Source organism: Tsukamurella strandjordii, assembly GCF_039525985.1.
Classification (GTDB): domain Bacteria; phylum Actinomycetota; class Actinomycetes; order Mycobacteriales; family Mycobacteriaceae; genus Tsukamurella; species Tsukamurella strandjordii.
In genome coordinates, this window is record NZ_BAAAII010000008.1 from 404900 (window position 1) to 426023 (window position 21124).

The following is a 21124-nucleotide window of genomic DNA, read 5'->3' on the forward strand; positions in this document are numbered from 1 at the left end:
CCAAGGATCACTGCCGATGCTTGTCGCGGGTCAACCCGCCCGATGCCGGCGCACCGCCTCGCGGCTGCCGCAGCGCGGGGAACAGTACTGTTGCCGCCCGTTGCGCGAGACGTCCGCGAAGACGCGCTCGCAGTCCGAGGAGGCGCACCGTCCGAGCCGCGTCATCCCCCGTTCGGTGAGGTGCAGCGCGGTGCCGGTCAGGATCAGCACCGCGAGCTGACCGGCCAGGGTGGCGCCGGACTCGCGGTAGTGGATGTGCCAGCCGGTGCCGGCGTGGTCGGTCACCCGCGGGTGCGAGGCGTGCGTCGCGAGCAGCGCGTTGAGCAGTTCCACCCGCTCGGACACCTCGGCGGCATCGACCACCGTGAGCCACGCGTCGATCACCGCGCGGCAGCCCTCGAAGTCGCCCTCACCCACGGATTCGATCGACATGTCGTGCTCGTCGCACCGCCGGACCAGGTCGGTCAGATCGGCGGGCGGGCGGTTCGCCAGGTCGACCGCCAGCAGCACCGGATCGGTTCCGTAAGGGTTGATATGCACAAGGCCATTACAGCACGATGGGTCGGTGCCCGACATCTCCACGACCACCCTGCTGCTGCTCCTGCTGGCCGCTCTCGCCGCCGGCTGGGTGGACTCGGTGGTGGGCGGCGGCGGCCTGATCCAGTTGCCCGCCCTGTTGATCGCCTTCCCCGGCGCGGCGCCGATCCACCTCCTGGCCACCAACAAGATGGCCTCCATCGCGGGCACCACCACCAGCAGCATCACCTTCTGGCGCCGCGTGAAACCCGACGCCCGCACCGCGGTCGCTCTTGCGGTCCCCGCCTTCGCGGGCGCGATCGTGGGCTCGCTGATCGCCTCGCACATCCCGCGCGCGGCGTTCAACCCGATCATCCTGGCGGCGCTCATCGTGGTCTTCGTCTACACGCTGCGCCAGCCCGATCTCGGCGGCAGCACCGCCCTGCGGTTCGCGGGGCACCGTCATCTCGTGGCGGCCGGGCTGGCCGGGTTCGCGATCGGCGTGTACGACGGTGCGCTCGGCCCGGGCACGGGCTCCTTCCTCGTGTTCGCGATGGTGGGCCTCATGGGCTACGCCTTCCTGGAGGCCTCCGCCAAGGCGAAGGTCGCCAACCTCGCCACCAACCTTGCCTCGCTCGTGGTCTTCCTGCCGCAGGGCGCGGGCTACTGGAAGCTGGGCATTGCCATGGCGTGCGCCAACGTGGCGGGCGGCTACCTCGGCGCGCGCACGGCGGTGGCGAAGGGGAGCGGTTTCGTCAAGATCGTCTTCCTCGTGGTGGTCTCCGCGTTCATCTGCAAGATCGGGTACGACGTTGTGCGCCAGTTCACGTAGAGCGCAACGGTTTGCGTTGTACCCCATGCGCGGACGTAAACTAGGTCAGTGAGCGAAGCCGTCCCTGCCCTGGAAGATCCGATCGACCTCGAAGCGTGGCGGACCGCGAACGAACTCTCGGTGCCCTTCGACGAGGCGCTCGACCAGTGGGCCGACGCCGCCTACGCCGTGCTCGCGGAAACCGCCGGCCGGTACGGCGCCTACATCAGCTTCGCCGAGCTCGCCGCCCGCGCTCAGGCCGAGGCGGGCATCGCGACCCGCGCCCCCGTCCGCACCTGGATCGCCGCTCTGCAGCGCCGCGTCACCGACCGCTGCCAGGCCGCGGGGGAGCCGCCGCTCGTGGCGCTCACCGTCGCACACGATCAGACGGTCGGCGACGGATACGCCTACGCCGTGGCCGCCGCCGGACTGCCCGTTCCGGCCGATCTGGACGAGCACGCCGCCGCCGCCCGTTTCGCCTGCTACCTGCACTACGGTGCGACGATCCCCGCCGGCGCCGGCCCGCAGCTCACCCCGAAGCTCGCCGAGGCGCGCCGCGCCGCGCAAGCCAAGGCGGTCAAGGCCCGTCCGGCGAAGAAGGCGTCCGGCCGCGTGGTCAAGGCCCGCACCACCGCGGCGCCCCGCGCGAGCGCCGGTGCCGCGGCCAAGCCCGCGAAGGCCTCCGCGCCCGCGAAGCCCGAGCCGCGCCAGGCCAAGCTGTGCCCCAACTGCTTCACCGAGCTCGCCGCCACCGGTATCTGCGGCTACTGCTGAACCCGCGTGGTCTGCACCTCGCGTTGATCCTGACCACTGCCGTCTCCAGCGGTCGCGGTTACGATGACGCGCGGGAGGTGGCACCGGAGGGTTACGAATCGTCCAGCGCCGGTGAAGAATTGTGAACTCATCGCTGTCGTTCGACCCGGCGCTGCTCTACGTGCACATCTCCCGGTGGGAGTACCAGTGCTGCGGCGAGGTCCCGCGGCGCGGCGGGACGGTGCTCGGCGCCCTCACCCTCTATCCGAGCCACCGGCCCGGCTATCCCGCGCCGGTGGTCCACGACTGGGACACCCGCAGCGGCCTGGTGCAGATCGGTGACGTGGTCGCCCAGCTCGGCCACTCGGTCACCGATCCGTACCGCACCGACATCATCATCAGCCTCGGCTGGCACGGGCACGGTCTGCCGCCGCAGGTGGCCGGACGGATCGAGCTGCTGGTCGAGGAGACGGGCCGGTACGTGCGCGGACCCGACGGCACCTTCACGATCGACCCGAGCACCGTCGAGTACCGCGAGGTGCGCGAGGCCACCCGCCGGCCCGAGGACCGCGCCGAACCGGGCGGCCCCGCGGCACCCGGCGTGGTCGCCGGAATCCGGGTGACCGACGTGCACTTCCCCACGCAGGACGAGATCGACGCCCGCGTGCTCCGCGAGGACCGCGACCGGCGCACCGTGGTGCTCGCCGGGCCCGCGGCGTGCTTCGGCCCGACCGCGCCCGAGGTCGGCGGCGTGATCGAGGTGGACCTCGGCGACGTCCGGCTCAGCAAGAACGGGCTGCTGTCCACGCTGACCCATCGGGTGCGCGGCGAGGTGGTGCGGGCGAGCGCGATGAGCCGGCCCAGCCACTCCCACACCGGTTTCGGTGCTCGGACTGCGCAACCGCCGGAGCGGCTCATGGTGCGCCTCGTGATCGACCCCGACGATGCGCGCTGATCGGACCGCCGCGGTTCGTCGCAAGCGCCGCCATGCCCCCTGGGGCCTGACGGACCGACGGGGCAAAATGGATGGATGCAAGGTCGGGTAGCGCCGCTCACCGGGCTGCGTGCCGTCGCCGCAGCCTCGGTGTGCCTGACGCACGCCGCGTTCGCCACCGGTCACTACACCGACGACTTCCCGGGGCACCTGTGGGCGCGGTTCGAGATCGGCGTGCCCATCTTCTTCGCGCTCTCGGGTTTCCTGTTGTTCCGGCCGTGGGTGCGCCTGCTGCGCGAGGGGCAGCACCACCAGCCCGATCTGCGGCGGTACGCCTGGCACCGATTCCGCCGTGTGGTCCCGGCGTACTGGGTGGTGGTCACCTTCGTCTACCTGCTGGGTCTGGTGCGATACGAGCCCAACCCCTCGGGCGGGGGCCTCGACGGCTACCTCCGCAACCTCGGATTCATCCAGATCTACGGCTTCGGGCACCTGCGGGTGGGACTCACGCAGGCCTGGAGCCTGGCCGTCGAGGTGGCCTTCTATGTGGCCCTGCCCTTCATCGGGTGGGTGCTCACCGCCGTGATCTGCCGGTACCGCTGGCGCCCCGGCCTCCTCCTCGGATCGCTCGCGGTGCTGGGCGCGGTGAGCCCGATCTGGGCGGTCATCGCCCCCGGTATCCAGATCACCGCACGGATGTGGCCACCCGCCTACCTGTGGTGGTTCGTGGCCGGGATGGTGCTCACCGTGTGCGCCGAGCTGATCCGCGGCTGGCCCCGCTGGGCCACCCCCGCCTGCCTGGTGCTCGCCGTGACCGCCTTCGTGGTTTCGGCACTGCCCGCGGTGGGAGGCGCGCCCACCATGGTGCCCAAGAGCGCGGTCGAGGCCATCGTGAAATCCGCGCTCTACCTCGTCGTGGCCGCCGCGCTGATAGCTCCGCTCGCCCTCGCCCCCGGTAGAGCCGACCCCTACCACCGGTTCCTCGGCAGCCGACCCATGGTGTGGCTCGGCGGCATCTCCTACGAGTACTTCCTGGTGCACCTCATCGTGATGGACGTGCTGCTGCTCGACGTCTTCCGGTGGACGCCCTTCACCGGGAACATCGCCGTCGCCTTCGTCGCGACGTCGCTGGTCAGCGTCCCGCTCGCGTGGGGGCTGCGCGCGGCGCTGCCGTTCGGGGACAATGGCCGGGGGAAGCGACCGCAGCAGCGACGAGAGGGGGTGACCGGATGACCGAACCGGAACCGCGGGAGGTGCCGATCGAGGCGACCGAACCCGAGGTGCACATCGAGGCGCCCGTGCGCCGCTGGTGCGACGCCCGGGCCATCCCCATGCCGCGGCGCGAGCTGTCCGACGAGGCCGCACTCCTCATCGCCGCCGGCCATCTCCAACCCGCCGCCCGCGAGGTGGTGATCAACCGTTTCGACACCGAGCGCGCCTTTCCCGACATCGGCGGCTACGCCAAGCTGCGCAAGCTCGGGCGGATCGCCGAGCCTCCGCCCCCGGCACCGTCGGTCGACGGGGTGCCGCCCAGCCCGCTCGCCCAGGCCAAGAGCGCGGCCGAGGCGATCCGCGCCGCCGATGCCCGCCGCAAGCTGGCGGGCTACCGCCACGCCTTCACGCTGAACCGGGTGTCCTTCGCAGCGGGTGTTCGCGCCGTGCGCAAGGCACGTAAGGACGCGGTCCACCTCGACCTCGACGAGCGCGACGCACTCTTCGATGCGCTCTGCCAGACCCCGCTGCCGATGACGCCGTCGGCCGGCGCGGTGGCGGCGCGCACCGTCTCCCGCGTGGCCGGGCCGGTGCTGCGGCTCGCGCCCCAGGTGGCCGACTGGGTCGACGGACACGGCGCCCCCGATCCCCGGCTGCTGATCTTCGAGGACCGCTACGACGTGCTGCTGTTCCTCGCCGGCCTTGTCTACGACAAGGTCACCTATTCGCGGTCGGTGAGCTCCGGCGACCTCGACGAGCAACTGCTGCAGCTCGACCTCCCCACCGATCTGGTGCAGATCTCCGCCGATGTGGCGCAGCTGAAGTCGGTGTGGGGCCAGCTGCGCTACGCCCCGGGACTGGCCGACGGTACGCGCTCCAGCGAGCTCGACCGGGTCTGGGACGAGCTGGTGGACCGGGTCACGGCGCTGACCAAGGTGGGCGACCTGGTGGACGTGGCCGATTCCAAACGGCCCCGGCGCATGTCGATCGAATCCATCGACCAGCAGATCCACGAGCTGGTGCTGCGCTCCGGCGAACGCGAGATCTCCACGCAGAGCGCCAAGCGGGTCGCGAGCCAGATCGTGGGCGTGCGCGGAGAGATCGGCGGGCCGAAACGGCAGGCCCTGCCTCCGTCGGCGCCCCGAGGCGAATCACCGGCTGTGACCGATGGCCCGGATGCACCGGCCGAGCGGTAGCGCCGCATGACCACTGCCGTCGTCGCGTTCTTCGCGAGCGTGGCCCTCGTGGTGGCGGGGTGGGTCGTCTGGGGCACGAATACGACGACCAACCGGTGGCGCAGGTGCAACGCCTTCGTACTGCTCGTGATCGCCGGCGCGATCCCGGCGGCACTCGGCGAACCGTGGTCGGCCGGTCCGATCCTCGTTCTCACATCGGCGGTGTTGCGTTTCAGGTCGCTGCCGAAGGGCGAGGTGAAGCAGCTGTTCACCGCGGAGAACGGTCGGGATCAGTCGCGGGACCAGGACGCCAGGTAGGACTTCTCCTCGTCGGTGAGGCGGCGCAGGGCGCGCTTGTCGATATCGACCACGGCCATCTGCGTGGTGGCGAGGATCGCGGGTTTGGATTCGGGCGCGGCCCCCGCGGCCCGCACCTCGTAGCCGATGGTGAAGTCGACGCTGCGGTTGCCCGCGATGTACATGCCCACCTGAACCGGCGAATCCTCGTGGAACAGTTGGGCTTTGTACTTGATCGCCACATCGGCGATGAATGCGCTCTTGATCAGCGGCGCATACTTCTCACCGGCCGACAGCAGCCACTGGATGCGTGCCTCCTCCAGCAGCGTCACCATCCGCGCGTGATTGACGTGCCCCAGGGCATCCATATCCGACCAGCGCACCGGGACGTGCGCGGTGAACGCGAACTCATGCTTGGACAGGCTCATCGATCTGCTCTCCTTCGGCGGTTCATGCCCGTGCTGCGCTCTCGGATTCTGTCCGCGGTGGACAGGTTGCGATGGAATTGTCCGCTGTGGACAGAATCCGAGAGTCGTCGGGCGGGCACACCGCCGGTTCCGTCCGGTGTCTCGGTACACCGCATCTATTGCTGCCAGCCCGTGGCGAAGTCCAGGAAGGCGTCGTTCTCCTCCGGGATGGTCACGGTGACGCGCACACCCTCGCCCACGAAGCCGCGCACCAGGATTCCCGCCTCGGCGGCGTCGGCGGTGAACCGGGCCGCATCGTCGCCGAGGGGCAGCCACACGAAGTTGGACTGCGTGTGCGGCACGTCGTACCCGGCCTCCCGCAGCGTGTCCCGGACGCGGACGCGCTCGGCGACCACGCCCTCGGTGCGCGCCAGCAGCTCGTCGCTCGCACGGAGCGAGGCGATGGCGGCGGCCTGCGCGGGCACGCTCACCGAGAAGGGCAGGTGCACCTTGGTCATCGCGGCGATCAGCTCCGGATCGCCGATCGCGTAGCCCACCCGCACCCCGGCCAGGCCGTAGGCCTTCGAGAAGGTGCGCAGCGCGATCACGTTGCGGTGCCGCGCGACCACGGCCACGCCGTCGATCCGCTCACCGCTCTGCGCGTTGCCGCGGTGGTACTCGTAGTACGCCTCGTCGAGCGCCACGATCACGTGCGGCGGGACCTTCGCCAGGAAGGCCTCGAGCTGCTCCTCCGAGACGGTGGTCCCGGTGGGGTTGTTCGGGTTGCAGACGAAGATGAGGCGGGTGCGGTCGGTGATCGCCGCGGCCATCGCATCCAGATCGTGCACCGCATCGGCGGTGAGCGGCACCTGCACCGGCACCGCGCCCACCACCCGAGTGATGATCGGATAGGCCTCGAAGCTGCGCCACGCGAAGATCACCTCGTCGCCGGGGCGGCAGGTGACCTGCACCAGGTCCTGGCACAGCGCCACCGAACCGCAGCCCACGTGCACCTGCTCCTCGGTGGCCCCGGTCAGCTTCGCGAGCTCGGCCCGCAACGCCACGGCACCGTTGTCCGGATAGCGGTTCGCCCCCGCCAGCGCTTCGGCCAGGGCGGCGGCCACGGAGGGCAGCGGACCGTCGACCACCTCGTTCGAGGAGAGCTTGATCGCCGACGGCACCGACTTGCCCGGCACGTACGCCGGCAGCGTCTCGAGATCGGCGCGGATGCCGAGCTGTCCGGACTGGGATTCGTTCGCGGAGGCCACCCCGCCAGGGTAGTCCGACGGTCCGCCGCCCCTCGGAGCACCGTCATTCCCCGAGCGAGGCGTACGACTCCTTCACGAACCGCAGGTGCGACCACGTCTCCACCCCGGACACCGAGGGCAGGGCGCGCACCGCGTCCACCGCCTCCGCGAGCCCGGCGGCGGCCGGGGACCGGACGGTGGCCAGAAGATCGAACGTGCCCACGGTGCGCGCCAGGAAGCTGACGCCCGCCACCGCGGCCACCTCGTCCGCGGCGGCGCGCGCCGCGCCGGTCACGTGGATCCCCATCCCCATCGCGTGCTCCGAGCCGCGGCTCACGATCGGCCCGATCCGCACCACCGCGCCGTCCACCAGGCGCAGCACCCGCCGCCGGGCGGCGGCCGCCGACAGGCCCGCGGCGGCACCGAGCTGGACGTAGGACGCCCGACCGTCGCGCTCCAGGCTCCGCAGGAGCGCGATATCGGCCTCGTCGAGCTGGGCATCGGCATCGCCGACCGGCCCGACCGCGTCCCGGTGCACCTCCCGGTAGGCGAGCGTCTCCGCCCGCGCGACACCGGGCAGCGAGCGCAGGCGGGCGAGCGCACCGTCGACGGCCTCCGCGGAGCCCGTGCGGATCTCCACGGCCACCGCGAACCGGCCCGTGGTCACCGAGACGTAGACGACCTCCGGGAGCGCGGCAAGGGCCCCGGCCACGGGGGCCGCCGGACCGTCCACCTCGATCCGGACGTAACAGATGGTGCCGCGTCCGAGGACCGACGGATGCACCACGCCCTGCACCGTGAAGGCGCCCGAATCGAGGAGCCGGCGCAGACGCGAGGCGACGGTGGCGCGGGTGACGCCGACGGCCGCGGCGAGTTCGCGATGACTCATCCGCCCGTCGCGTGCGAGCAGGTCGAGCAGCGCCCGGTCGATCTCGTCCATCGCCCCTCCCGAAGTTCCACGCCGCATTTTCCGCACGGCGCACTGCTCCAATAGTGCACCCATACACGCTTCGGCGCGCCCAATGGAGACCAGATCGCCCTCCACATGCGCAGATCGATCGTCGATCGATTCTCACCGGTTCCGAACTGCTTGCACGACCCTGTGATGGGGCTTACAGTTGGCCGACCCAGCGCGGGAGAGCCGCAGGTCAGGAGACGAAATGGACCATTCAATCCCCGAAGGCGATGTGCTCGCCGCCGCCGACCGCATCATCGAGGCCTTCGCCGCCACCGATACCGATCGCTACTTCGCGGGCTTCCACCCGCGAGCCACGTTCGTCTTCCACACCGAACCTCGCACCCTCGGCGACCGGGCCGAATACGAGCGACTGTGGTCCGGCTGGGTGAACACCGGCTGGCACGTGGTGTCCTGCGACAGCAGCGAGCGCGTGGTCACCACGGTCGGCGCCACCGCAGTGTTCAGCCACTCGGTGCGCACCGTGACCCAGGACGGCGACGGCACCCGCACCGAGACCCGCGAACGCGAATCGATCGTCTTCGCCGCGGCCCCCGACGGCGGGCTCATCGCCGTCCACGAGCACCTCTCGGCCGCCTGATGCTGCGCTACTACCGGCGACTCGACGCCCACCTGCATGCCGGCGCCGACGACGGCACCCCCGTGACCGGCGATCTCAGCGGGCGGCGCGTCTTCGCGATCTGGCTCGCCGCGAATCTCGTGGTGACCACGATGCTCACCGGCACGCTGTTCGTCCCGTCGGTCTCGCTGAGCAGCGCGCTGTGGCTGATCCTGGCGGGCACGGTGGTCGGTGCCCTGGTGCTCGTGACCGTGGGCAACGTGGGCACCCGCACCGGACTGCCGACGATGGCACTCACCCGGGCCTCGTTCGGTGTTCGCGGAAGCCGGATCCCGGTGGCCGCCAACATCGCCGTGCTCATGGGCTGGAGCTGGGTGCAGGCCATGCTGGCCGGCGTCACCGTGAACTACGTGGTGCAGCAGCAGACCGGCTACTCCAACCCCACGCTGTTCTCCGTGCTGTGCGAGGTGATCGTGGTCTCGCTCGCGATCTTCGGTCACGCGGGTATCGCCAAGGTGGAACCGATTCTGGCCGTGGTGATCCTGGCGATCATGGCCTACCTGTTCATCGACATGTTCGGTGACGGTTTCGACCGGCTCAACGCGCTGCTCCGCGATCCCGAAGGCCTCAGCGGGCTCGGGATCTTCGACATCGTGGTGGCCACGGCGATCTCGTGGACCGTGCTCTCCGCCGATATCAACCGGTTCGCCAAGACCGAGCGCGGCGGCGTGATCGGCTCGGGCCTGGGCTACGTCGCGTCCACGGTGGCCGCGATGGCGCTGGGCGCCACCGCGATCGCGTGGCTGCTCGCGAACGGCAAAGACGCCCCGCCCTTCGACCCGACGGTGATCGTCGCCGAGTTCGGGGTGCCACTCGCGATCGTGGTCTTCTTCTCCGTGATGGCCACCAACACCATGGCCGTGTACGGGATGGTCACCTCGCTCGTGAACGCCGAACCGGGACGGATCCGGTTCCTCCCAGCCGCACTGGGATTGGGAATCATCTCGATCGCCGGATCGGCGTGGCTGGCGCTGCTGGACAAGTTCACCGCTTTCCTCACCGCGATCGGCATCGTCTTCATCCCCGTGTTCGCGATCATCATCGTGGACTACTACGTGCTGCGGCGCGGTCGCTACGCCGCCTCACTCGCCGAGGCCGGATCGCGCGACTACTGGTACCGCGGCGGCTGGAACCCGGTGGCGGTCATCGTGTGGCTGGTGGGCGTCGGCTTCTCCTCGGCCATCACCTACCTGTGGGTGAGCCCGGTGGGTGCCACCGTGCCCACCTTCCTGGTGAGCGCCGGGCTCTACTGGGCGGTGAGCGTCGCGACCCGGACGCGGGAGCCGGTTTCGGCGTGAGCTGGGTCGATCTCACGCACACGCTGAGCCCCGGGACCGAGTACCCGGGCGACCCGCCGATCGTCGTCGAGCCCGCGCTCACGCTCGACGCCGACGGTGTGGCGGTCACGCGGCTGCACCTGTCCACGCACAGCGGCACCCATGTGGACGCCCCGTGCCACACCGTCGACGGCGGGCGCACCGTGGCCGACATCGGGATCGAAGAACTCCTGGGCCTCGCCCGGGTGGTCCGTGTCGATGTTCCTGCGGGTGGCGTGATCGGTCCCGAGGCGCTCGGCGATCTGCCGCCCCGGCTGCCCGCGATCGTGCTGATCGCGACGGGCTGGGACCGATGGTTCGGCACTCCCGGATACCGGGAACACCCAGCCCTGTCGGCCGCGGCGGCGGAAGCGTTGTGGGAGCGGGGAATGCGGGTGCTCGGTGTGGACACCTACAGTCCGGACCCGATCGACTCCGAGAGCTTTCCCGTGCACGCCCTGGTGCTCGGCCGCGATGGACTCATCGTCGAGAACCTGCGCGGTCTCACGGATCTTCCCGTGGAGTGCGAGGTGGGGATCCACCCGCTCCGGGTGGGCCCGTTCGACGGTGCGCCCGTGCGCGCCGTCGCCCGGCTCGCCTAGCGGGTTCGACGCGGCGAGGCCGGCCCCGCGATCGGGACCGGCCTCGTGATCGTGCTGCGGCTCAGGCGCCGCGTGGCATCAGTTGCCCGTCAACTTGTCCTTGACGGCGTCGACGCCCTCCTTGACCTTGTCGGCGGCCTCGGTGACCTTGTCCTTCACCGCGGCGAGACCCTGATCGGCCTGGCCCTCAGCCTTGAGGTCGTCGTCGCCGGTGGCGGCGCCGGCCGCCTCCTTCGCACGGCCCTTGAGGTCCTCTGCCTTGTTCTTCGCGTCATCTGCGATTCCCATGCCGCACTTCCTCTCGGTAGATGTCATTCATTTCCCGAGGTGGGGTCTCCACCTCAAGCCTCTGGTGTTCCGGCCACCGCGTGGTCGCGGCGCCGATCGCTCGTGTCCTCACCGTTGATGAGGACCTGTAGCCGCACATCGGGATTCGTCGCCCGGGTCACCTCGTGCTGCGCCGCTCGCGCCAAGGCGGCCAATTCCTCGTCGCTCGCGCCGGGCGCCACGGTGACCGACACCCGGATCACCGGGTGTCCCCGCTCCACCAGCGTGGCCGAGCGGGCCCGCCGGATCAGCTCGCTGCGCGCCAGATCGTCGGCCACGGCCTCGGCGACCTTCCCGAGGTCGACGCTGCCGCCGTCCTCGGTGTCGACGGTCTTCGAGGCCGGTGCGCGCAGGTGCCGCACCAGCAGCCAGGCGGTCACGAGGACCAGCAGAACGCCCGCCGCCACCACCGACGCCTGCCACCACGGCTTATCGGGCGAGGCCGCGATCACGTCCGGCGCGAGCCGGTGCGTGGCCTCGGTGGTGAACGCCACGCCCTGCCGGTAGGCGAGCAGCCACGCGCCGCCCGCGATCAGCGCCAGGCCCAGTACGCCCGCCAGGATGCGGTCGATGACCCGTGTGGACGACCTCATGAACGTGCTCCCTTCCGTCGCGCGCGAGCCGCTCGGCGGCCCAGCCAGAGTTCGTCGGAGATCGGCGTGTGACTGCGCTTGCGCGGCTTCACCGCAGCGATCACCAGCACGAGGCCGACCACGATCGCGGCGATCGCCGCGGGCCACGTCCACCACGCCCACCGCAGGTCGTCGGCGATCCGGGGGACCGCGTCGATCCACCGGCCGCCACCCACCCAGCCCAGCGAGACCAGGCTGTCGCGCAGCGCGAGGACGCCGAGCACCAGGAAGGCGAACAGCACGGGCACCGCGACGATGCTCGATCCCGCCGCGCGGCGGGGCGCATTGCGCCGGGCGTCCAGTGTGGCGTGCGGCTCCGGCTCGGTCTCGGTTGCGGTGTGCAGCGCGAGAGCGCGTCGCGGAGCCGACGATTCGCCACTGACGCGAGCCACGTGGACGTGCACGGAGGACGGTGATTCGCCCAGGCTGCGGGCCAGCTCATCGTCGACCGCCCAGCGCACCGAATCCACCAACCGCGATGCGTCCAGCGGCCATTCGGCCGCCACCTGCACCTGCACGTCCTTCCGCTCGCTGTCCGCGAAACGGATCGACGGGAGCTGCCGCAGCGGGAGGCCGCGGTGCCGCACCGTGCCGGGAACCGACAGGACGGCGTGTTCGATCAGCCGCTGGCGCACGCGGTCGTCGATCACCGTCCGGCCGCGGCAGGCGCGGTCCGCACCGTCCGCCGCCTCGCCTTGCGGCGCCGCGTCGGAGGTCACGGCGTCAGGGGTCACCGCTTCGGAGGTCATGGTCAGCTCCGGTCGCGCCGCCGCAGGGCGGTGAGATCGATCAGGCCGTCGAAGTGCGCTCCGATCGCGAGCCCGGCGCCGCCGAGCACGATGGCCAGGAGGAATCCCACGAGGCCCCCGGAGACTGCGGCGATCGCCAGCAGGAGGCCGATCACGGCTCCCCACACGGTGAAGTTCTGCGTCATGCGGTCATCTCCTTCGAACGGTCGGTGCTCTCCGGCACCCGGATATCGGCCACGATCACCTGGATCGGTACCCCGGCCGCGTCGGTCGCGGCCTGTCGAGCGCTCTCGGCGATGGCGACGAGGTCGGTATCGCCACGGAACTCGACGACGATGCTCACCTGCCCCGACTCGTCATCGACCCGGATACCGGGCACCGTCCGGCCGGGGAGGTAGGTCGCGGCCGAGCCCGCGGCCCCGGCGTGCAGCCCCGCCACACCGTCGACCGCCGTCACCGCGGCGACGATCCGGTCGATGCGTTCGGCGTGTGCGTGGCTCACTGGACTCGCGACTCCGTGGCGGGGGTCTCGTCATCGTCGGAATCCGGGAAGTGCACGTCGTGCACCGTCACGTTGACCTCGGTGACCTGCAGGCCCGTCATCGACTCGATCGCATCGATCACGTTGTTCCGGATGCCGGCGGCGAGATCGTGAATGGCCACGCCGTACTCCGCGACGATCGCCACATCGACCGCGGCCTGCTTCTCGCCGACCTCGACGGTGACGCCCTGCGTCAGGTCGGGTGCGCCGGGCAGCGTCTCGCGGATCTTGCCGACCACGCGGGCGGCCTGGCCGCCCAGGTCGTACACGCCGTCCACCTCGCGCGCCGCGATTCCGGCGATCTTCGACACCACGACATCGGCGATGTTGGTCGAGCCGCGGCCGTTGGCGGTCGCGACCTCCGAGCCGGGGGTCTTCTCGGTGGCAGTCGAGGCAGCAGGGCTGGTGGTGGTCGAGGTCATCTTCCGTCTCCTTGTGTCGACTGATGTGCCGGGATCCTTTCCGGCACTATGGAGTGAGTCGGCTCGGACACGAGATCGGCACGCGGTTGTGACCTATCTCACGAAGGAGGATGGTTGAACGACCCGGAGCTGTTGTCGTCGCTCTCCGACGAGACCCTCACCAGGCGGGCACAGCGCGGCGATGCCGCCGCCTTCGATGCGCTCGTTCAGAGGCATGCGCCGGCCCTGTTCCGCTTCGTGGCGCGCACCTTCCCGCAACGCACCGACTGCGACGACGTGGTGCAGGAGTCCTTGATCGCGGCATGGAAGGCGCTGCCGACCTTCGCCTTCCGGTCCAGCGTGCGCACCTGGCTGTTCTCCATCGCCTCGCGCAAGACCGTCGACGTGCTGCGACGCCGCCATGCGGTCGTGGTGTCCGACATGGTGCAGGACGTTGCGACCACGGACCCAGGCCCGGTCGAATTGGCCGCCGACAGCGACTTCCTCGGCGCACTGAGCCGGGAGCTGGCCCGGCTGCCCTATCCGTCCCGGGCGGCGTGGTGGCTGCGCGAGGTGGACGGCCTGTCGACCGCCGAGATCGCCGCCGTGCTGCGCACCACCGAGGGGTCGGTGCGCGGGCACCTGCAGCGCACGCGACGCCATCTCGCGGAGGCCCTGGAGGGATACCGCCCATGACCCATCTGACGACCCTTCCGGCGCGGATCGCCGGTTTCCGGCCTTGTACAAGCGGACGATTCGTGGTCACACTGGGGGAGCTATGAGTTTCACTCCAGCAAAAGACCACGTTCCCGGAGCCCCGGTGGCGAACGAATGGATTGCCGACGCGACCCGTCGGCTCGCGGGCCTGACCGCATCCGAGTCCGACGCCCCCGAGGCCGCGTCCGGCTGGGGTGCCGACGCGATCGAACGGCTTCGCTCCGCGGTGTCCCACCAGGTTTCCGGGCTTCCCCGGCGCTCGCGGCCGGTGGCGACCACGAAGCCCGGTATTGACATCACGCAACTCGCGCTCACCAAGGCGCTCACGATCGCGCTCTCCGACGAGGCGGCGGCCGAATCCGCCGCCATCGCCGATATCGAGTTCGTCCTCGACGGTGCCGCGGTGACCGGTGTGCACGTGCACCTCGTGGCCGTGGGCACCGGAGCGCGTGCGGAGACGATGTTCGTGGGTGGCGATCGGCTCCGCGACCGCGCGGCCGCCGTGCTCGCCGGCATCGTCGGCCCGGTGGAGGTGCGCGTGGACCTCACGTGGGAGGACCTCGTGACCAGCGGGCAGAACTAGGCCGGAAGCGGCGTGGCCTGCGGTTTTGTGGGTTACGGGAGCGTTGTGTAAAGTAGCTGCTCGGCGGTTGCGCGTGCCCCGTACGGAGCGCTCGCGTATCGCGTCCTACTTGGAGGCGTGCCAGAGCGGCCGAATGGGACTCACTGCTAATGAGTTGTCCGGCCAACACCGGACCGGAGGTTCAAATCCTCTCGCCTCCGCCACGGCGGTCTTCGGACCGGCGACAATTGAAAATGGGTATGCGCCCGTAGCTCAGTGGATAGAGCATCTGACTACGGATCAGAAGGTCAGGGGTTCGAATCCCTTCGGGCGCACAGTGAAATCAGGTCCGGTTCCCAGCAGGGAGCCGGACCTGATTCGTTGCACGGGATCGCCGGGCGCTACGGCACGTCGAGGAGGCGGGCGACCAGCTGCTCCGCCTGGTGCAGATTCGCGTCCGGCGCGATCAGGCCGTAGACCACGGTGACATCCGGGCCGGAGAAGCTGATGAGGCCCTCGGTGTTCATCAGGGCGAGCTCGATGGGGACGGACTCGGGACGGTGCAGCACGGCGGCGCGGGTGGTCCAATCGGCGGTGCAGAACCGGATCAGGGTCAGCGTCTGGAGCCGGATGCCGAGTGCCGGGAGCACGCTGGGGAGCTCCGCCCTCAGGTCGCGGGACCGCGGCCACCAGACCCCGTCGACCATGCGGGCGCGAGTGCGGTGCCGCGGCAGGAGTACGCGTCCCGGAACCGCGCGCCCGGGCCTGGCGTGCGGACGTTCGAGCAGCCGTCGCAGAGCCTCGGGGGACTTCCGGGGGGTAGGCACCCCGGCTACATGAATCCGGGAATGGTGCACAGTACGAACACTCCGAACACGATCCACGGCCACTTCCGGCGCCGTCGCGGAGGCTGGAGTTCGTTCTTCTTCGTCATGGCGCTCCCTGCTGGTGAGATCGGGCTCGCCCGCTGAACGGAGCCGGGAGCACCGGGCTGATCCCGGTGGGGTTTTCGACTCCTGCCTTCGAGCCTACGCGCCTTCCGTGATCTCGGCGGTGACGATCTCGTGACGGGGCGACCGGCACCGGCTACCGTCGTTGTACGGAAAAGGAGGGTAATGGGCGAGCGCGTGGAATCGACGTCGGAGGCGCGGGCACTGCTCCGTGATCTGTGGGGGCAGCACGGGCCGCTGCTGATCCACCAGAGCGGCGGCTGCTGCGACGGCTCCGCCCCGATGTGCTTCACCGTGGAGGAGTTCCGCGTCGGCGATGCGAACGTGCGGCTCGGCACCGTCGACCTGGGCGACGGTGCGCTCGTGCCCGTGTGGGTGTCCGAGGCGGAGGCGCGGGTCTGGGAGAAGAGCACCCTGACCCTGGACGCCGTACCCGGCCGGGCCGCCGGTTTCTCACTGGAGGGATCGAGCGGCCGGCGATTCGTTTCGCGGGTGGACATCGCCGCCTCCTGCCCCACGCCGGAAGGCTGATCGAACTGCCGCTCCCGTTCGGCGAACGGTCCCGATCTGCGACAGGGCGGCCCGAAAACTGCGACACCAGCGGACCGCACCACCGGCTACCGGCGGATTCGCTTCCCGAGACTGCGACGCAGCACTGATATCCGGTGCTCAGCCCGGAGCGGCGGCCCTTCGGCTTCACGGAATCGACACGGCATCGACAAGGAATCGTCACAGATAAAGGTGCAAGTGCCGCAAATCGGGTGATGAGATCCCCTAGGGGAAAACGAAATTCAGACGTGTGTTCTGAGACACGCTGGCGCCCAAGCATTTCAGTTGGTAGGTTCCTGAGTTGCAAAAGCAAACAGTATGCCGAAGGACTGCTTTCACTGAGTGAAGCAGCACAACCTCGGTGGAGTGATCCGCGTGAGGTTCGCGCTTCGAAGATGTTGTAGTGCAGGTGGTCACGGTTCGAAGCCATCCGCCCGTGTGGATGGTGATCCGGGCCGCGGGGAGTGAGAAGTATGTCAGTGAATCGTCGAAGTGCGTTCAAGGTCGCCTTCATCGCCGGTGGCGTCGTCGCCGCCCAGCCGCTGTTGTCAGCGATCCCTGATGCATCGGCGGAGCCTTCCTCCCAATGGATTCCGCGCCTCACCGCAGATTGCTCGCCCGATCAGCTCGCTACCCGGGCCCGTCTCCTCGCGGAGGCCAGGCAGACCTACCGCTGGTCCACCACCATCGAGAACGTCGTCGGCGTGCCGATGTCGGCCGACCTACCACTGGGCGAGAATCCGACGATCGATTGGTTGATCGAGTTCATCGACAACTTCCTCAATCTGGTCGAGAACCTCGTCGACAGCGTCGTGATCGCCGTTCTGCCCCAGCTCAAGTCCGAAACCCTGGCCTGCAGTCTGCAGATCCGTGCCCTCAAGAACCAGTTCGCCGGGATCGCCCGCGCGGTCGACGCACTGTCGAAGAAGTACCTCAGCGCCACACTCGACACGGTCGTCGATGCCACGGACAAGGCAGTGGTCGGCACCTGGGTCACGGCCCTCCTCGGCATCCTGTCCGCATTGCAGGCCATCCGCCGCACCGTGTTCGGGGCCGTCGAGCGTGCGCTGGTCGGTCAGAAACTGTGGATCGGGGACATCGGGGACAAGGGAAACCTCCAGCGCTACAACGCGATGTGGGGATCGATTCCGCTTCCGCCGGTGGCGGAGAGGCTGCGTGACGATGACTTCTTCGGGCACACCAGGCTGGCGGGCCCCAACCCCATGATCATCGAGAAGGTCTCCGAGCGATTGCCGCGCAGCGCGAAGATCGACGATGCCAAGTTCGCCGCGGCCACGGGAGAGTCCCTGCGCGTCGCGCTCGCCGAAGGCCGGCTGTTCCTCTGCGACTATCGCCCGCTAGGGCGCATGGCGAAGGAGGATGCGACGTACAAGCTGTTGACCGGTCCGAATTGGAACACCGCGCCGATCGCGATCTTCTGGCGGCCGCGCGGGAGTCGTCAGCTCAAGCCCGCTGCGATTCAGGTGGGGCAGGTCCCGGGGGAGAGTCCCGTCTTCTACGCCGCCACGCGGACCTCCACGTCGAGCGACTACTGGGGCTGGCGGATGGCCAAGACCATCGTTCAGACCGCCGACTTCAATCACCACGAGATGTTCAGTCACCTGGCGCGCACGCACCTGATCTCCGAGGCGTTCTGCGTTGCCGCACACCGGCAACTCCCTCCGGGGCACCCGCTTCACACCCTGCTGATCCCCCACTTCGAAGGCGACCTGTTCATCAACAACCTCGCCGCATCGATCATCATGGGGCCCGAGACCTTCGGTGACCTGATCCTCGCCTCCGACATCTCGGACACCCAATCGACAGCCGGAAAAGCCCGTCTCGACTGGAACTTCACGGACTCGATTCCGGAACGCGACCTGGCATCACGGGGCATGGACGATCCCGATATCGACTTCCCGTACCGGGACGATGCACGGTTGATCTGGTCGGCGATCGAACGCTGGGTGCACGACTACGTCTGGGTGTACTACCGCGACGACGCCGCGGTCGCGGCCGATGCGGACCTCGGACGATGGCTCGCCGAGGCGAGGGATCAAGGCAAGATCGCGGGCATTCCTCCGGTGCGGAACAGGAAGTCCCTCGTCGAGGTGATCACGATGATCATCTTCACCGCGAGCGCGCAGCACGCCGCGGTCAACTATCTCCAGCGCGATGAGATGTCGTACGCACCGCACTATTCCGGGACGCTCGCGGCCCTTCCGGTGAAGGAGAAGCGGAACTACACCGAGCGCGACTGGTTCGACATGATGCCCACGTTCCTCACCGCACTCGCACAGATGTACTTCTTCAACCTGCTGGGGACCGTGTACTACCGCAGGCTCGGTGACTACCGGACGAATGTCTTCCCGCACCCCGAGGCGTTGGTCGACCCGCGAATACGCGGTCCCCTGAAGGACTTCAAGAGCAATCTCGCCAAGGCCGAAGCGGTGATCACAACGCGCAACAGCCGCCGGAAATGGCCGTATCCGTACCTGATGCCCAGCAACATCCCGATGAGCACCAACATCTAGAGAGGCACCGCCCCATGGATCGTTCTCAGCCCGCACGGATCCGACTGATGGCGGGTCTCGTCGTCACGACGCTGGCCGTCAGTCTCCTGGCGCCCCCGGCCGCGACGCCTGCGGCGCCGCCGGTGGTCTCGGGGAAGGAGGGCCTGCCGCCGGCCGGACCGCCCGGGGAGCTGTGGCTCCCGGAAGTCGATTCCGAGCGCATCGCGGTCATCGATACGTTCACCAACAGGGTCACGCGCTACATACCGATGAAGGACGGTGCCGCGAAGCCGGCCGTCACCGCCATCACCCCGGGTGGCAAGAAGATCTTCATGGACAACTTCGGCCAGATACCGCCCACGGTCACGGTGATCAACCGGGAAACCGGAGTCGACCGGACCGTGCCGGTGCTCTCGACACCGCTCGGCGCCTTCACCTCCGCCGACGGCACGGAGATCTATCTGCCCGAACAGGGATTCACCGTGGAGGTGATGGACGCGAAAACCGAGAAGGTGGTGCGGCGCTTCCACTACCCCGATGTTCCGGTCGGTGCGATCGCCGGGCCGGACGGTCTGATGTACGTGGGATTCTCAACGGGTTTCCTGGCGGGAATCGACCCGAAGACCGGCGCCGTGGTCAAGCCCCCGATCTTCACCGGAGGTGTGTCCCCGTTCTGGTACACGTTCACCAACGACGGGTCCAAGGCGTACGTCGATACGGTCAACTCGATCGGCGTCATCGATATGAAGTCGTGGCGCCTGGTCAAGACGATCAACACCTCCGAGGACGGGAAGTACAGCCCGGCCAACCCCGGAGCGTTCACCTCGACGCTCTCGCCGGACGGTCGCAAGTTGTACGTCACGATGTTCGGCCGGCCCAACGTTCTGGTGATCGATACCCGGACCGACGCGGTGATCCGCGAGATCCCCACCGTGGGCTACACCCCGTCGATCATCTTCAGCGACGACGGAACCCGCGGCTACATCTCCGATCTCGGCCCCACCTCGCTGGGACATCCCACCCCTATCGGCGAGGCAGCCGTGTTCGCCAAGCTGGTGCTGTTCGGCACGCTCGGTGAGGGCTCCCTCGTGGTCATCGATCCGCGGAGCGATGACGTGCTGGGCAGGATCCCGACCGGCCGTGGACCGGGCATCCCCGCGTGGGTACCGCCACTGAAGCCGGCGCGATGAGGGCGGCCACCGCGCTGCTCGCCGCGACGATCCTCGTTGCCGGGGTCGGTGCCGGCGTCGGTGGCGCGGCGCCGGCAGCGGCCAATCCCTCGATTCCGGGAAGTTCGACGGGGCCCGGGGGATCGATCTGGATCCCCAATTACGGCGCCGATACCGTCCTCGAGGTGGACGCGGCCACGATGACGCAGAAGCGCGAAGTACGTGTGGGCGCCGAGGACCACCCCATGGTGGCCAAGGCCTCGTACGACGGGTCGAAGATCTTCGTCGGCAACTTCGGACCGATCGAGATGAGCGTGACGGTCATCGACGCCGCCACGGGCCGGATCATCAAGAAGCTCCCGACGCTCCTCGCCGCCTACGCGACGATCACCATGTCGCGTGATGGCAGGCGCCTGTACGTGCCGACCGCGGCCTCTGTTGTGCAGGTCTTCGATACGCAGACCCTCGAACTCGTTCGAACCGTTCCGATCTGGCTGCCGCCGGGGATCGCGCACATCGAGGTCTCGAACGATGAGAAGTACATCTACGCCTACGCGGCGATGGGTACTGCGACCCGGTACGACGCACAGACCGGTGCCGTGGCGGGCGCACCGCTTCTGCTCGGTGGCCTGGTTCCGGGCTGGGGAGCGAGCAGTGCCGACGGCGGCACCCAGTACGCGATCAACTTCTACTCGAATGTGGCGATCATCGACTCGGCGAGTTGGACCGTCCGCGCGACGGTGCCCATCGAACCCTTCGCCGCCGGACCGATCTCAGCCACCCTGAGTCCCGACGGCCGCGAACTGTGGGTGTGCAACTACAGCACCAATGACATCCGCATCCTCGACGCGCAGACCGGCAAGGAGAAGCGGAGGATGTCCACTCCCGGCGCCGCCGTGTACGTGGGCTTCTCCCGGGACGGGAACACGGGCTACATCAGCGTGGTCGAAGACGGCCCGCCGCTACCGTTCTGGGCGCCGACGGTGTGGGACTGGCAGTACAAGGCCAAGCACCAGGCCTGGTCCGCGAAGTATCTCGGGCTCAACACCCGGTTGGTGAAGATCGACACCCGCACCCTCGAGACCCGCGGCGAGTTCACCGTCAAGGGCGCGTTCGTGGCGGGCGCGTACCCGGACTGAGCCGTCCGGT

26 protein-coding genes and 2 tRNA genes are annotated in these 21124 nt (G+C 69.1%); 17 read left to right on the top strand and 11 right to left on the bottom strand.

Going from position 1 to position 21124, the window contains the following annotated elements; all coding sequences use genetic code 11:
* Window positions 1-30: 30 nt before the first annotated feature.
* Window positions 31-540 carry a CGNR zinc finger domain-containing protein gene (locus tag ABD108_RS16540; protein WP_305112312.1) on the bottom strand — a complete coding sequence of 170 codons (510 nt, stop codon included), beginning with the start codon at window positions 538-540 and terminating at the stop codon, window positions 31-33.
* Between the two features lie 25 nt (window positions 541-565).
* Here ABD108_RS16540 and ABD108_RS16545 point away from each other — a divergent pair, with 25 nt between their 5' ends.
* The 6 genes from ABD108_RS16545 (at window position 566) to ABD108_RS16570 (ending at window position 5719) form a co-directional block, all read left to right on the top strand.
* Window positions 566-1348: a sulfite exporter TauE/SafE family protein gene (locus ABD108_RS16545; RefSeq protein ID WP_220657316.1), complete on the top strand. Its 783-nt coding sequence runs from the start codon at window positions 566-568 to the stop codon at window positions 1346-1348.
* 48 nt (window positions 1349-1396) lie between these two features.
* A complete protein-coding gene (locus ABD108_RS16550; RefSeq protein ID WP_343930838.1) occupies window positions 1397-2101 on the top strand; it encodes a hypothetical protein in 705 nt (234 codons plus the stop codon).
* A gap of 121 nt (window positions 2102-2222) precedes the next feature.
* Window positions 2223-3035 carry a hypothetical protein gene (locus ABD108_RS16555; protein ID WP_343930839.1) on the top strand — a complete coding sequence of 271 codons (813 nt, stop codon included), beginning with the start codon at window positions 2223-2225 and terminating at the stop codon, window positions 3033-3035.
* A gap of 75 nt (window positions 3036-3110) precedes the next feature.
* Window positions 3111-4247 (top strand): acyltransferase family protein, encoded by a 1137-nt coding sequence (locus ABD108_RS16560; RefSeq protein WP_343930840.1) that lies wholly within the window; start codon window positions 3111-3113, stop codon window positions 4245-4247.
* Complete coding sequence (locus ABD108_RS16565) at window positions 4244-5422, top strand: hypothetical protein (protein ID WP_220657319.1); 1179 nt, start codon at window positions 4244-4246, stop codon at window positions 5420-5422. The genes ABD108_RS16560 and ABD108_RS16565 overlap by 4 nt, the downstream gene beginning before the upstream one ends.
* A 6-nt stretch (window positions 5423-5428) precedes the next feature.
* Window positions 5429-5719 carry a hypothetical protein gene (locus ABD108_RS16570; RefSeq protein WP_305112316.1) on the top strand — a complete coding sequence of 97 codons (291 nt, stop codon included), beginning with the start codon at window positions 5429-5431 and terminating at the stop codon, window positions 5717-5719.
* Here ABD108_RS16570 and ABD108_RS16575 read toward each other — a convergent pair.
* From ABD108_RS16575 to ABD108_RS16585, 3 genes are all read right to left on the bottom strand, one after another.
* Window positions 5692-6126 carry an acyl-CoA thioesterase gene (locus tag ABD108_RS16575; RefSeq protein WP_220657321.1) on the bottom strand — a complete coding sequence of 145 codons (435 nt, stop codon included), beginning with the start codon at window positions 6124-6126 and terminating at the stop codon, window positions 5692-5694. The genes ABD108_RS16570 and ABD108_RS16575 overlap by 28 nt on opposite strands.
* 155 nt (window positions 6127-6281) lie before the next feature.
* Window positions 6282-7373, bottom strand: a complete 1092-nt coding sequence (hisC, locus tag ABD108_RS16580) for a histidinol-phosphate transaminase (protein ID WP_343930841.1) — start codon at window positions 7371-7373, stop codon at window positions 6282-6284.
* Between the two features lie 43 nt (window positions 7374-7416).
* Window positions 7417-8292 carry an Lrp/AsnC family transcriptional regulator gene (locus ABD108_RS16585; protein ID WP_343930842.1) on the bottom strand — a complete coding sequence of 292 codons (876 nt, stop codon included), beginning with the start codon at window positions 8290-8292 and terminating at the stop codon, window positions 7417-7419.
* 220 nt (window positions 8293-8512) lie between these two features.
* Here ABD108_RS16585 and ABD108_RS16590 point away from each other — a divergent pair, with 220 nt between their 5' ends.
* From ABD108_RS16590 to ABD108_RS16600, 3 genes are read left to right on the top strand one after another with little or no spacing between them, the layout of a single operon-like run.
* Entirely contained in the window at window positions 8513-8908 is a 396-nt protein-coding gene (locus ABD108_RS16590; RefSeq protein ID WP_305112318.1) for a YybH family protein, read from the top strand.
* On the top strand, window positions 8908-10245 hold the full coding sequence (locus ABD108_RS16595) for a purine-cytosine permease family protein (protein ID WP_343930843.1): 1338 nt from the start codon (window positions 8908-8910) through the stop codon (window positions 10243-10245). Before ABD108_RS16590 ends, ABD108_RS16595 begins: the two co-directional genes overlap by 1 nt.
* Window positions 10242-10865, top strand: a complete 624-nt coding sequence (locus tag ABD108_RS16600) for a cyclase family protein (protein ID WP_343930844.1) — start codon at window positions 10242-10244, stop codon at window positions 10863-10865. The genes ABD108_RS16595 and ABD108_RS16600 overlap by 4 nt, the downstream gene beginning before the upstream one ends.
* A gap of 78 nt (window positions 10866-10943) precedes the next feature.
* Here the strand turns inward: ABD108_RS16600 and ABD108_RS16605 are convergent, their stop codons facing one another.
* Genes ABD108_RS16605 through ABD108_RS16630 form a run of 6 tightly spaced genes read right to left on the bottom strand, consistent with a single transcriptional unit; the run spans window position 10944 to window position 13536 of the window.
* On the bottom strand, window positions 10944-11153 hold the full coding sequence (locus ABD108_RS16605; protein WP_220657327.1) for a CsbD family protein: 210 nt from the start codon (window positions 11151-11153) through the stop codon (window positions 10944-10946).
* A 53-nt stretch (window positions 11154-11206) separates the two neighbouring features.
* Window positions 11207-11785, bottom strand: coding sequence for an Asp23/Gls24 family envelope stress response protein (locus ABD108_RS16610; protein ID WP_220657328.1), 579 nt, complete (start codon window positions 11783-11785; stop codon window positions 11207-11209).
* Complete coding sequence (locus ABD108_RS16615) at window positions 11782-12573, bottom strand: hypothetical protein (RefSeq protein WP_343930845.1); 792 nt, start codon at window positions 12571-12573, stop codon at window positions 11782-11784. The genes ABD108_RS16610 and ABD108_RS16615 overlap by 4 nt, the downstream gene beginning before the upstream one ends.
* A 2-nt stretch (window positions 12574-12575) precedes the next feature.
* Complete coding sequence (locus tag ABD108_RS16620; protein ID WP_220657330.1) at window positions 12576-12758, bottom strand: DUF2273 domain-containing protein; 183 nt, start codon at window positions 12756-12758, stop codon at window positions 12576-12578.
* Entirely contained in the window at window positions 12755-13075 is a 321-nt protein-coding gene (locus ABD108_RS16625) for a hypothetical protein (protein WP_343930846.1), read from the bottom strand. Before ABD108_RS16625 ends, ABD108_RS16620 begins: the two co-directional genes overlap by 4 nt.
* Complete coding sequence (locus tag ABD108_RS16630) at window positions 13072-13536, bottom strand: Asp23/Gls24 family envelope stress response protein (protein ID WP_220657332.1); 465 nt, start codon at window positions 13534-13536, stop codon at window positions 13072-13074. The genes ABD108_RS16625 and ABD108_RS16630 overlap by 4 nt, the downstream gene beginning before the upstream one ends.
* Window positions 13537-13650: 114 nt before the next feature.
* Between ABD108_RS16630 and ABD108_RS16635 the strand changes: the two genes are divergently transcribed.
* The 4 genes from ABD108_RS16635 (at window position 13651) to ABD108_RS16650 (ending at window position 15129) form a co-directional block, all read left to right on the top strand.
* A complete protein-coding gene (locus ABD108_RS16635) occupies window positions 13651-14211 on the top strand; it encodes an RNA polymerase sigma factor (protein WP_305112323.1) in 561 nt (186 codons plus the stop codon).
* A gap of 124 nt (window positions 14212-14335) precedes the next feature.
* Window positions 14336-14815, top strand: coding sequence for a hypothetical protein (locus tag ABD108_RS16640; RefSeq protein WP_343930847.1), 480 nt, complete (start codon window positions 14336-14338; stop codon window positions 14813-14815).
* A gap of 111 nt (window positions 14816-14926) precedes the next feature.
* A tRNA-Ser gene (locus tag ABD108_RS16645) sits at window positions 14927-15018 on the top strand.
* A 38-nt stretch (window positions 15019-15056) separates the two neighbouring features.
* Window positions 15057-15129: transfer RNA gene (locus ABD108_RS16650), tRNA-Arg, on the top strand.
* A gap of 66 nt (window positions 15130-15195) precedes the next feature.
* Here the strand turns inward: ABD108_RS16650 and ABD108_RS16655 are convergent.
* A complete protein-coding gene (locus ABD108_RS16655) occupies window positions 15196-15621 on the bottom strand; it encodes a DUF5994 family protein (RefSeq protein ID WP_343930848.1) in 426 nt (141 codons plus the stop codon).
* 288 nt (window positions 15622-15909) lie between these two features.
* On the opposite strand from ABD108_RS16655, the gene ABD108_RS16660 reads away from it, so the two are divergent.
* The 4 genes from ABD108_RS16660 to ABD108_RS16675 all read left to right on the top strand — a co-directional run bounded on the left by ABD108_RS16660 (window position 15910) and on the right by ABD108_RS16675 (window position 21114).
* On the top strand, window positions 15910-16275 hold the full coding sequence (locus ABD108_RS16660) for a DUF779 domain-containing protein (RefSeq protein WP_343930850.1): 366 nt from the start codon (window positions 15910-15912) through the stop codon (window positions 16273-16275).
* Window positions 16276-16772: 497 nt separating this feature from the next.
* On the top strand, window positions 16773-18827 hold the full coding sequence (locus tag ABD108_RS16665) for a lipoxygenase family protein (protein ID WP_343930851.1): 2055 nt from the start codon (window positions 16773-16775) through the stop codon (window positions 18825-18827).
* Between the two features lie 47 nt (window positions 18828-18874).
* Complete coding sequence (locus ABD108_RS16670; RefSeq protein ID WP_343930852.1) at window positions 18875-19996, top strand: YncE family protein; 1122 nt, start codon at window positions 18875-18877, stop codon at window positions 19994-19996.
* On the top strand, window positions 19966-21114 hold the full coding sequence (locus tag ABD108_RS16675) for a YncE family protein (protein WP_343930853.1): 1149 nt from the start codon (window positions 19966-19968) through the stop codon (window positions 21112-21114). Before ABD108_RS16670 ends, ABD108_RS16675 begins: the two co-directional genes overlap by 31 nt.
* Window positions 21115-21124 lie beyond the last annotated feature (10 nt).

Excerpts from the sequence above, each read along its gene's own strand:
- ABD108_RS16560 (WP_343930840.1), top strand. The coding sequence starts at position 3,111 with ATGCAAGGTCGGGTAGCGCCGCTCACCGGGCTGCGTGCCGTCGCCGCA.
- ABD108_RS16565 (WP_220657319.1), top strand. The coding sequence starts at position 4,244 with ATGACCGAACCGGAACCGCGGGAGGTGCCGATCGAGGCGACCGAACCC.
- ABD108_RS16570 (WP_305112316.1), top strand. The coding sequence starts at position 5,429 with ATGACCACTGCCGTCGTCGCGTTCTTCGCGAGCGTGGCCCTCGTGGTG.
- ABD108_RS16575 (WP_220657321.1), bottom strand. The coding sequence starts at position 6,126 with ATGAGCCTGTCCAAGCATGAGTTCGCGTTCACCGCGCACGTCCCGGTG.
- ABD108_RS16585 (WP_343930842.1), bottom strand. The coding sequence starts at position 8,292 with ATGGACGAGATCGACCGGGCGCTGCTCGACCTGCTCGCACGCGACGGG.
- ABD108_RS16590 (WP_305112318.1), top strand. The coding sequence starts at position 8,513 with ATGGACCATTCAATCCCCGAAGGCGATGTGCTCGCCGCCGCCGACCGC.
- ABD108_RS16595 (WP_343930843.1), top strand. The coding sequence starts at position 8,908 with ATGCTGCGCTACTACCGGCGACTCGACGCCCACCTGCATGCCGGCGCC.
- ABD108_RS16605 (WP_220657327.1), bottom strand. The coding sequence starts at position 11,153 with ATGGGAATCGCAGATGACGCGAAGAACAAGGCAGAGGACCTCAAGGGC.
- ABD108_RS16610 (WP_220657328.1), bottom strand. The coding sequence starts at position 11,785 with ATGAGGTCGTCCACACGGGTCATCGACCGCATCCTGGCGGGCGTACTG.
- ABD108_RS16615 (WP_343930845.1), bottom strand. The coding sequence starts at position 12,573 with ATGACCTCCGAAGCGGTGACCCCTGACGCCGTGACCTCCGACGCGGCG.
- ABD108_RS16620 (WP_220657330.1), bottom strand. The coding sequence starts at position 12,758 with ATGACGCAGAACTTCACCGTGTGGGGAGCCGTGATCGGCCTCCTGCTG.
- ABD108_RS16630 (WP_220657332.1), bottom strand. The coding sequence starts at position 13,536 with ATGACCTCGACCACCACCAGCCCTGCTGCCTCGACTGCCACCGAGAAG.
- ABD108_RS16660 (WP_343930850.1), top strand. The coding sequence starts at position 15,910 with ATGGGCGAGCGCGTGGAATCGACGTCGGAGGCGCGGGCACTGCTCCGT.
- ABD108_RS16670 (WP_343930852.1), top strand. The coding sequence starts at position 18,875 with ATGGCGGGTCTCGTCGTCACGACGCTGGCCGTCAGTCTCCTGGCGCCC.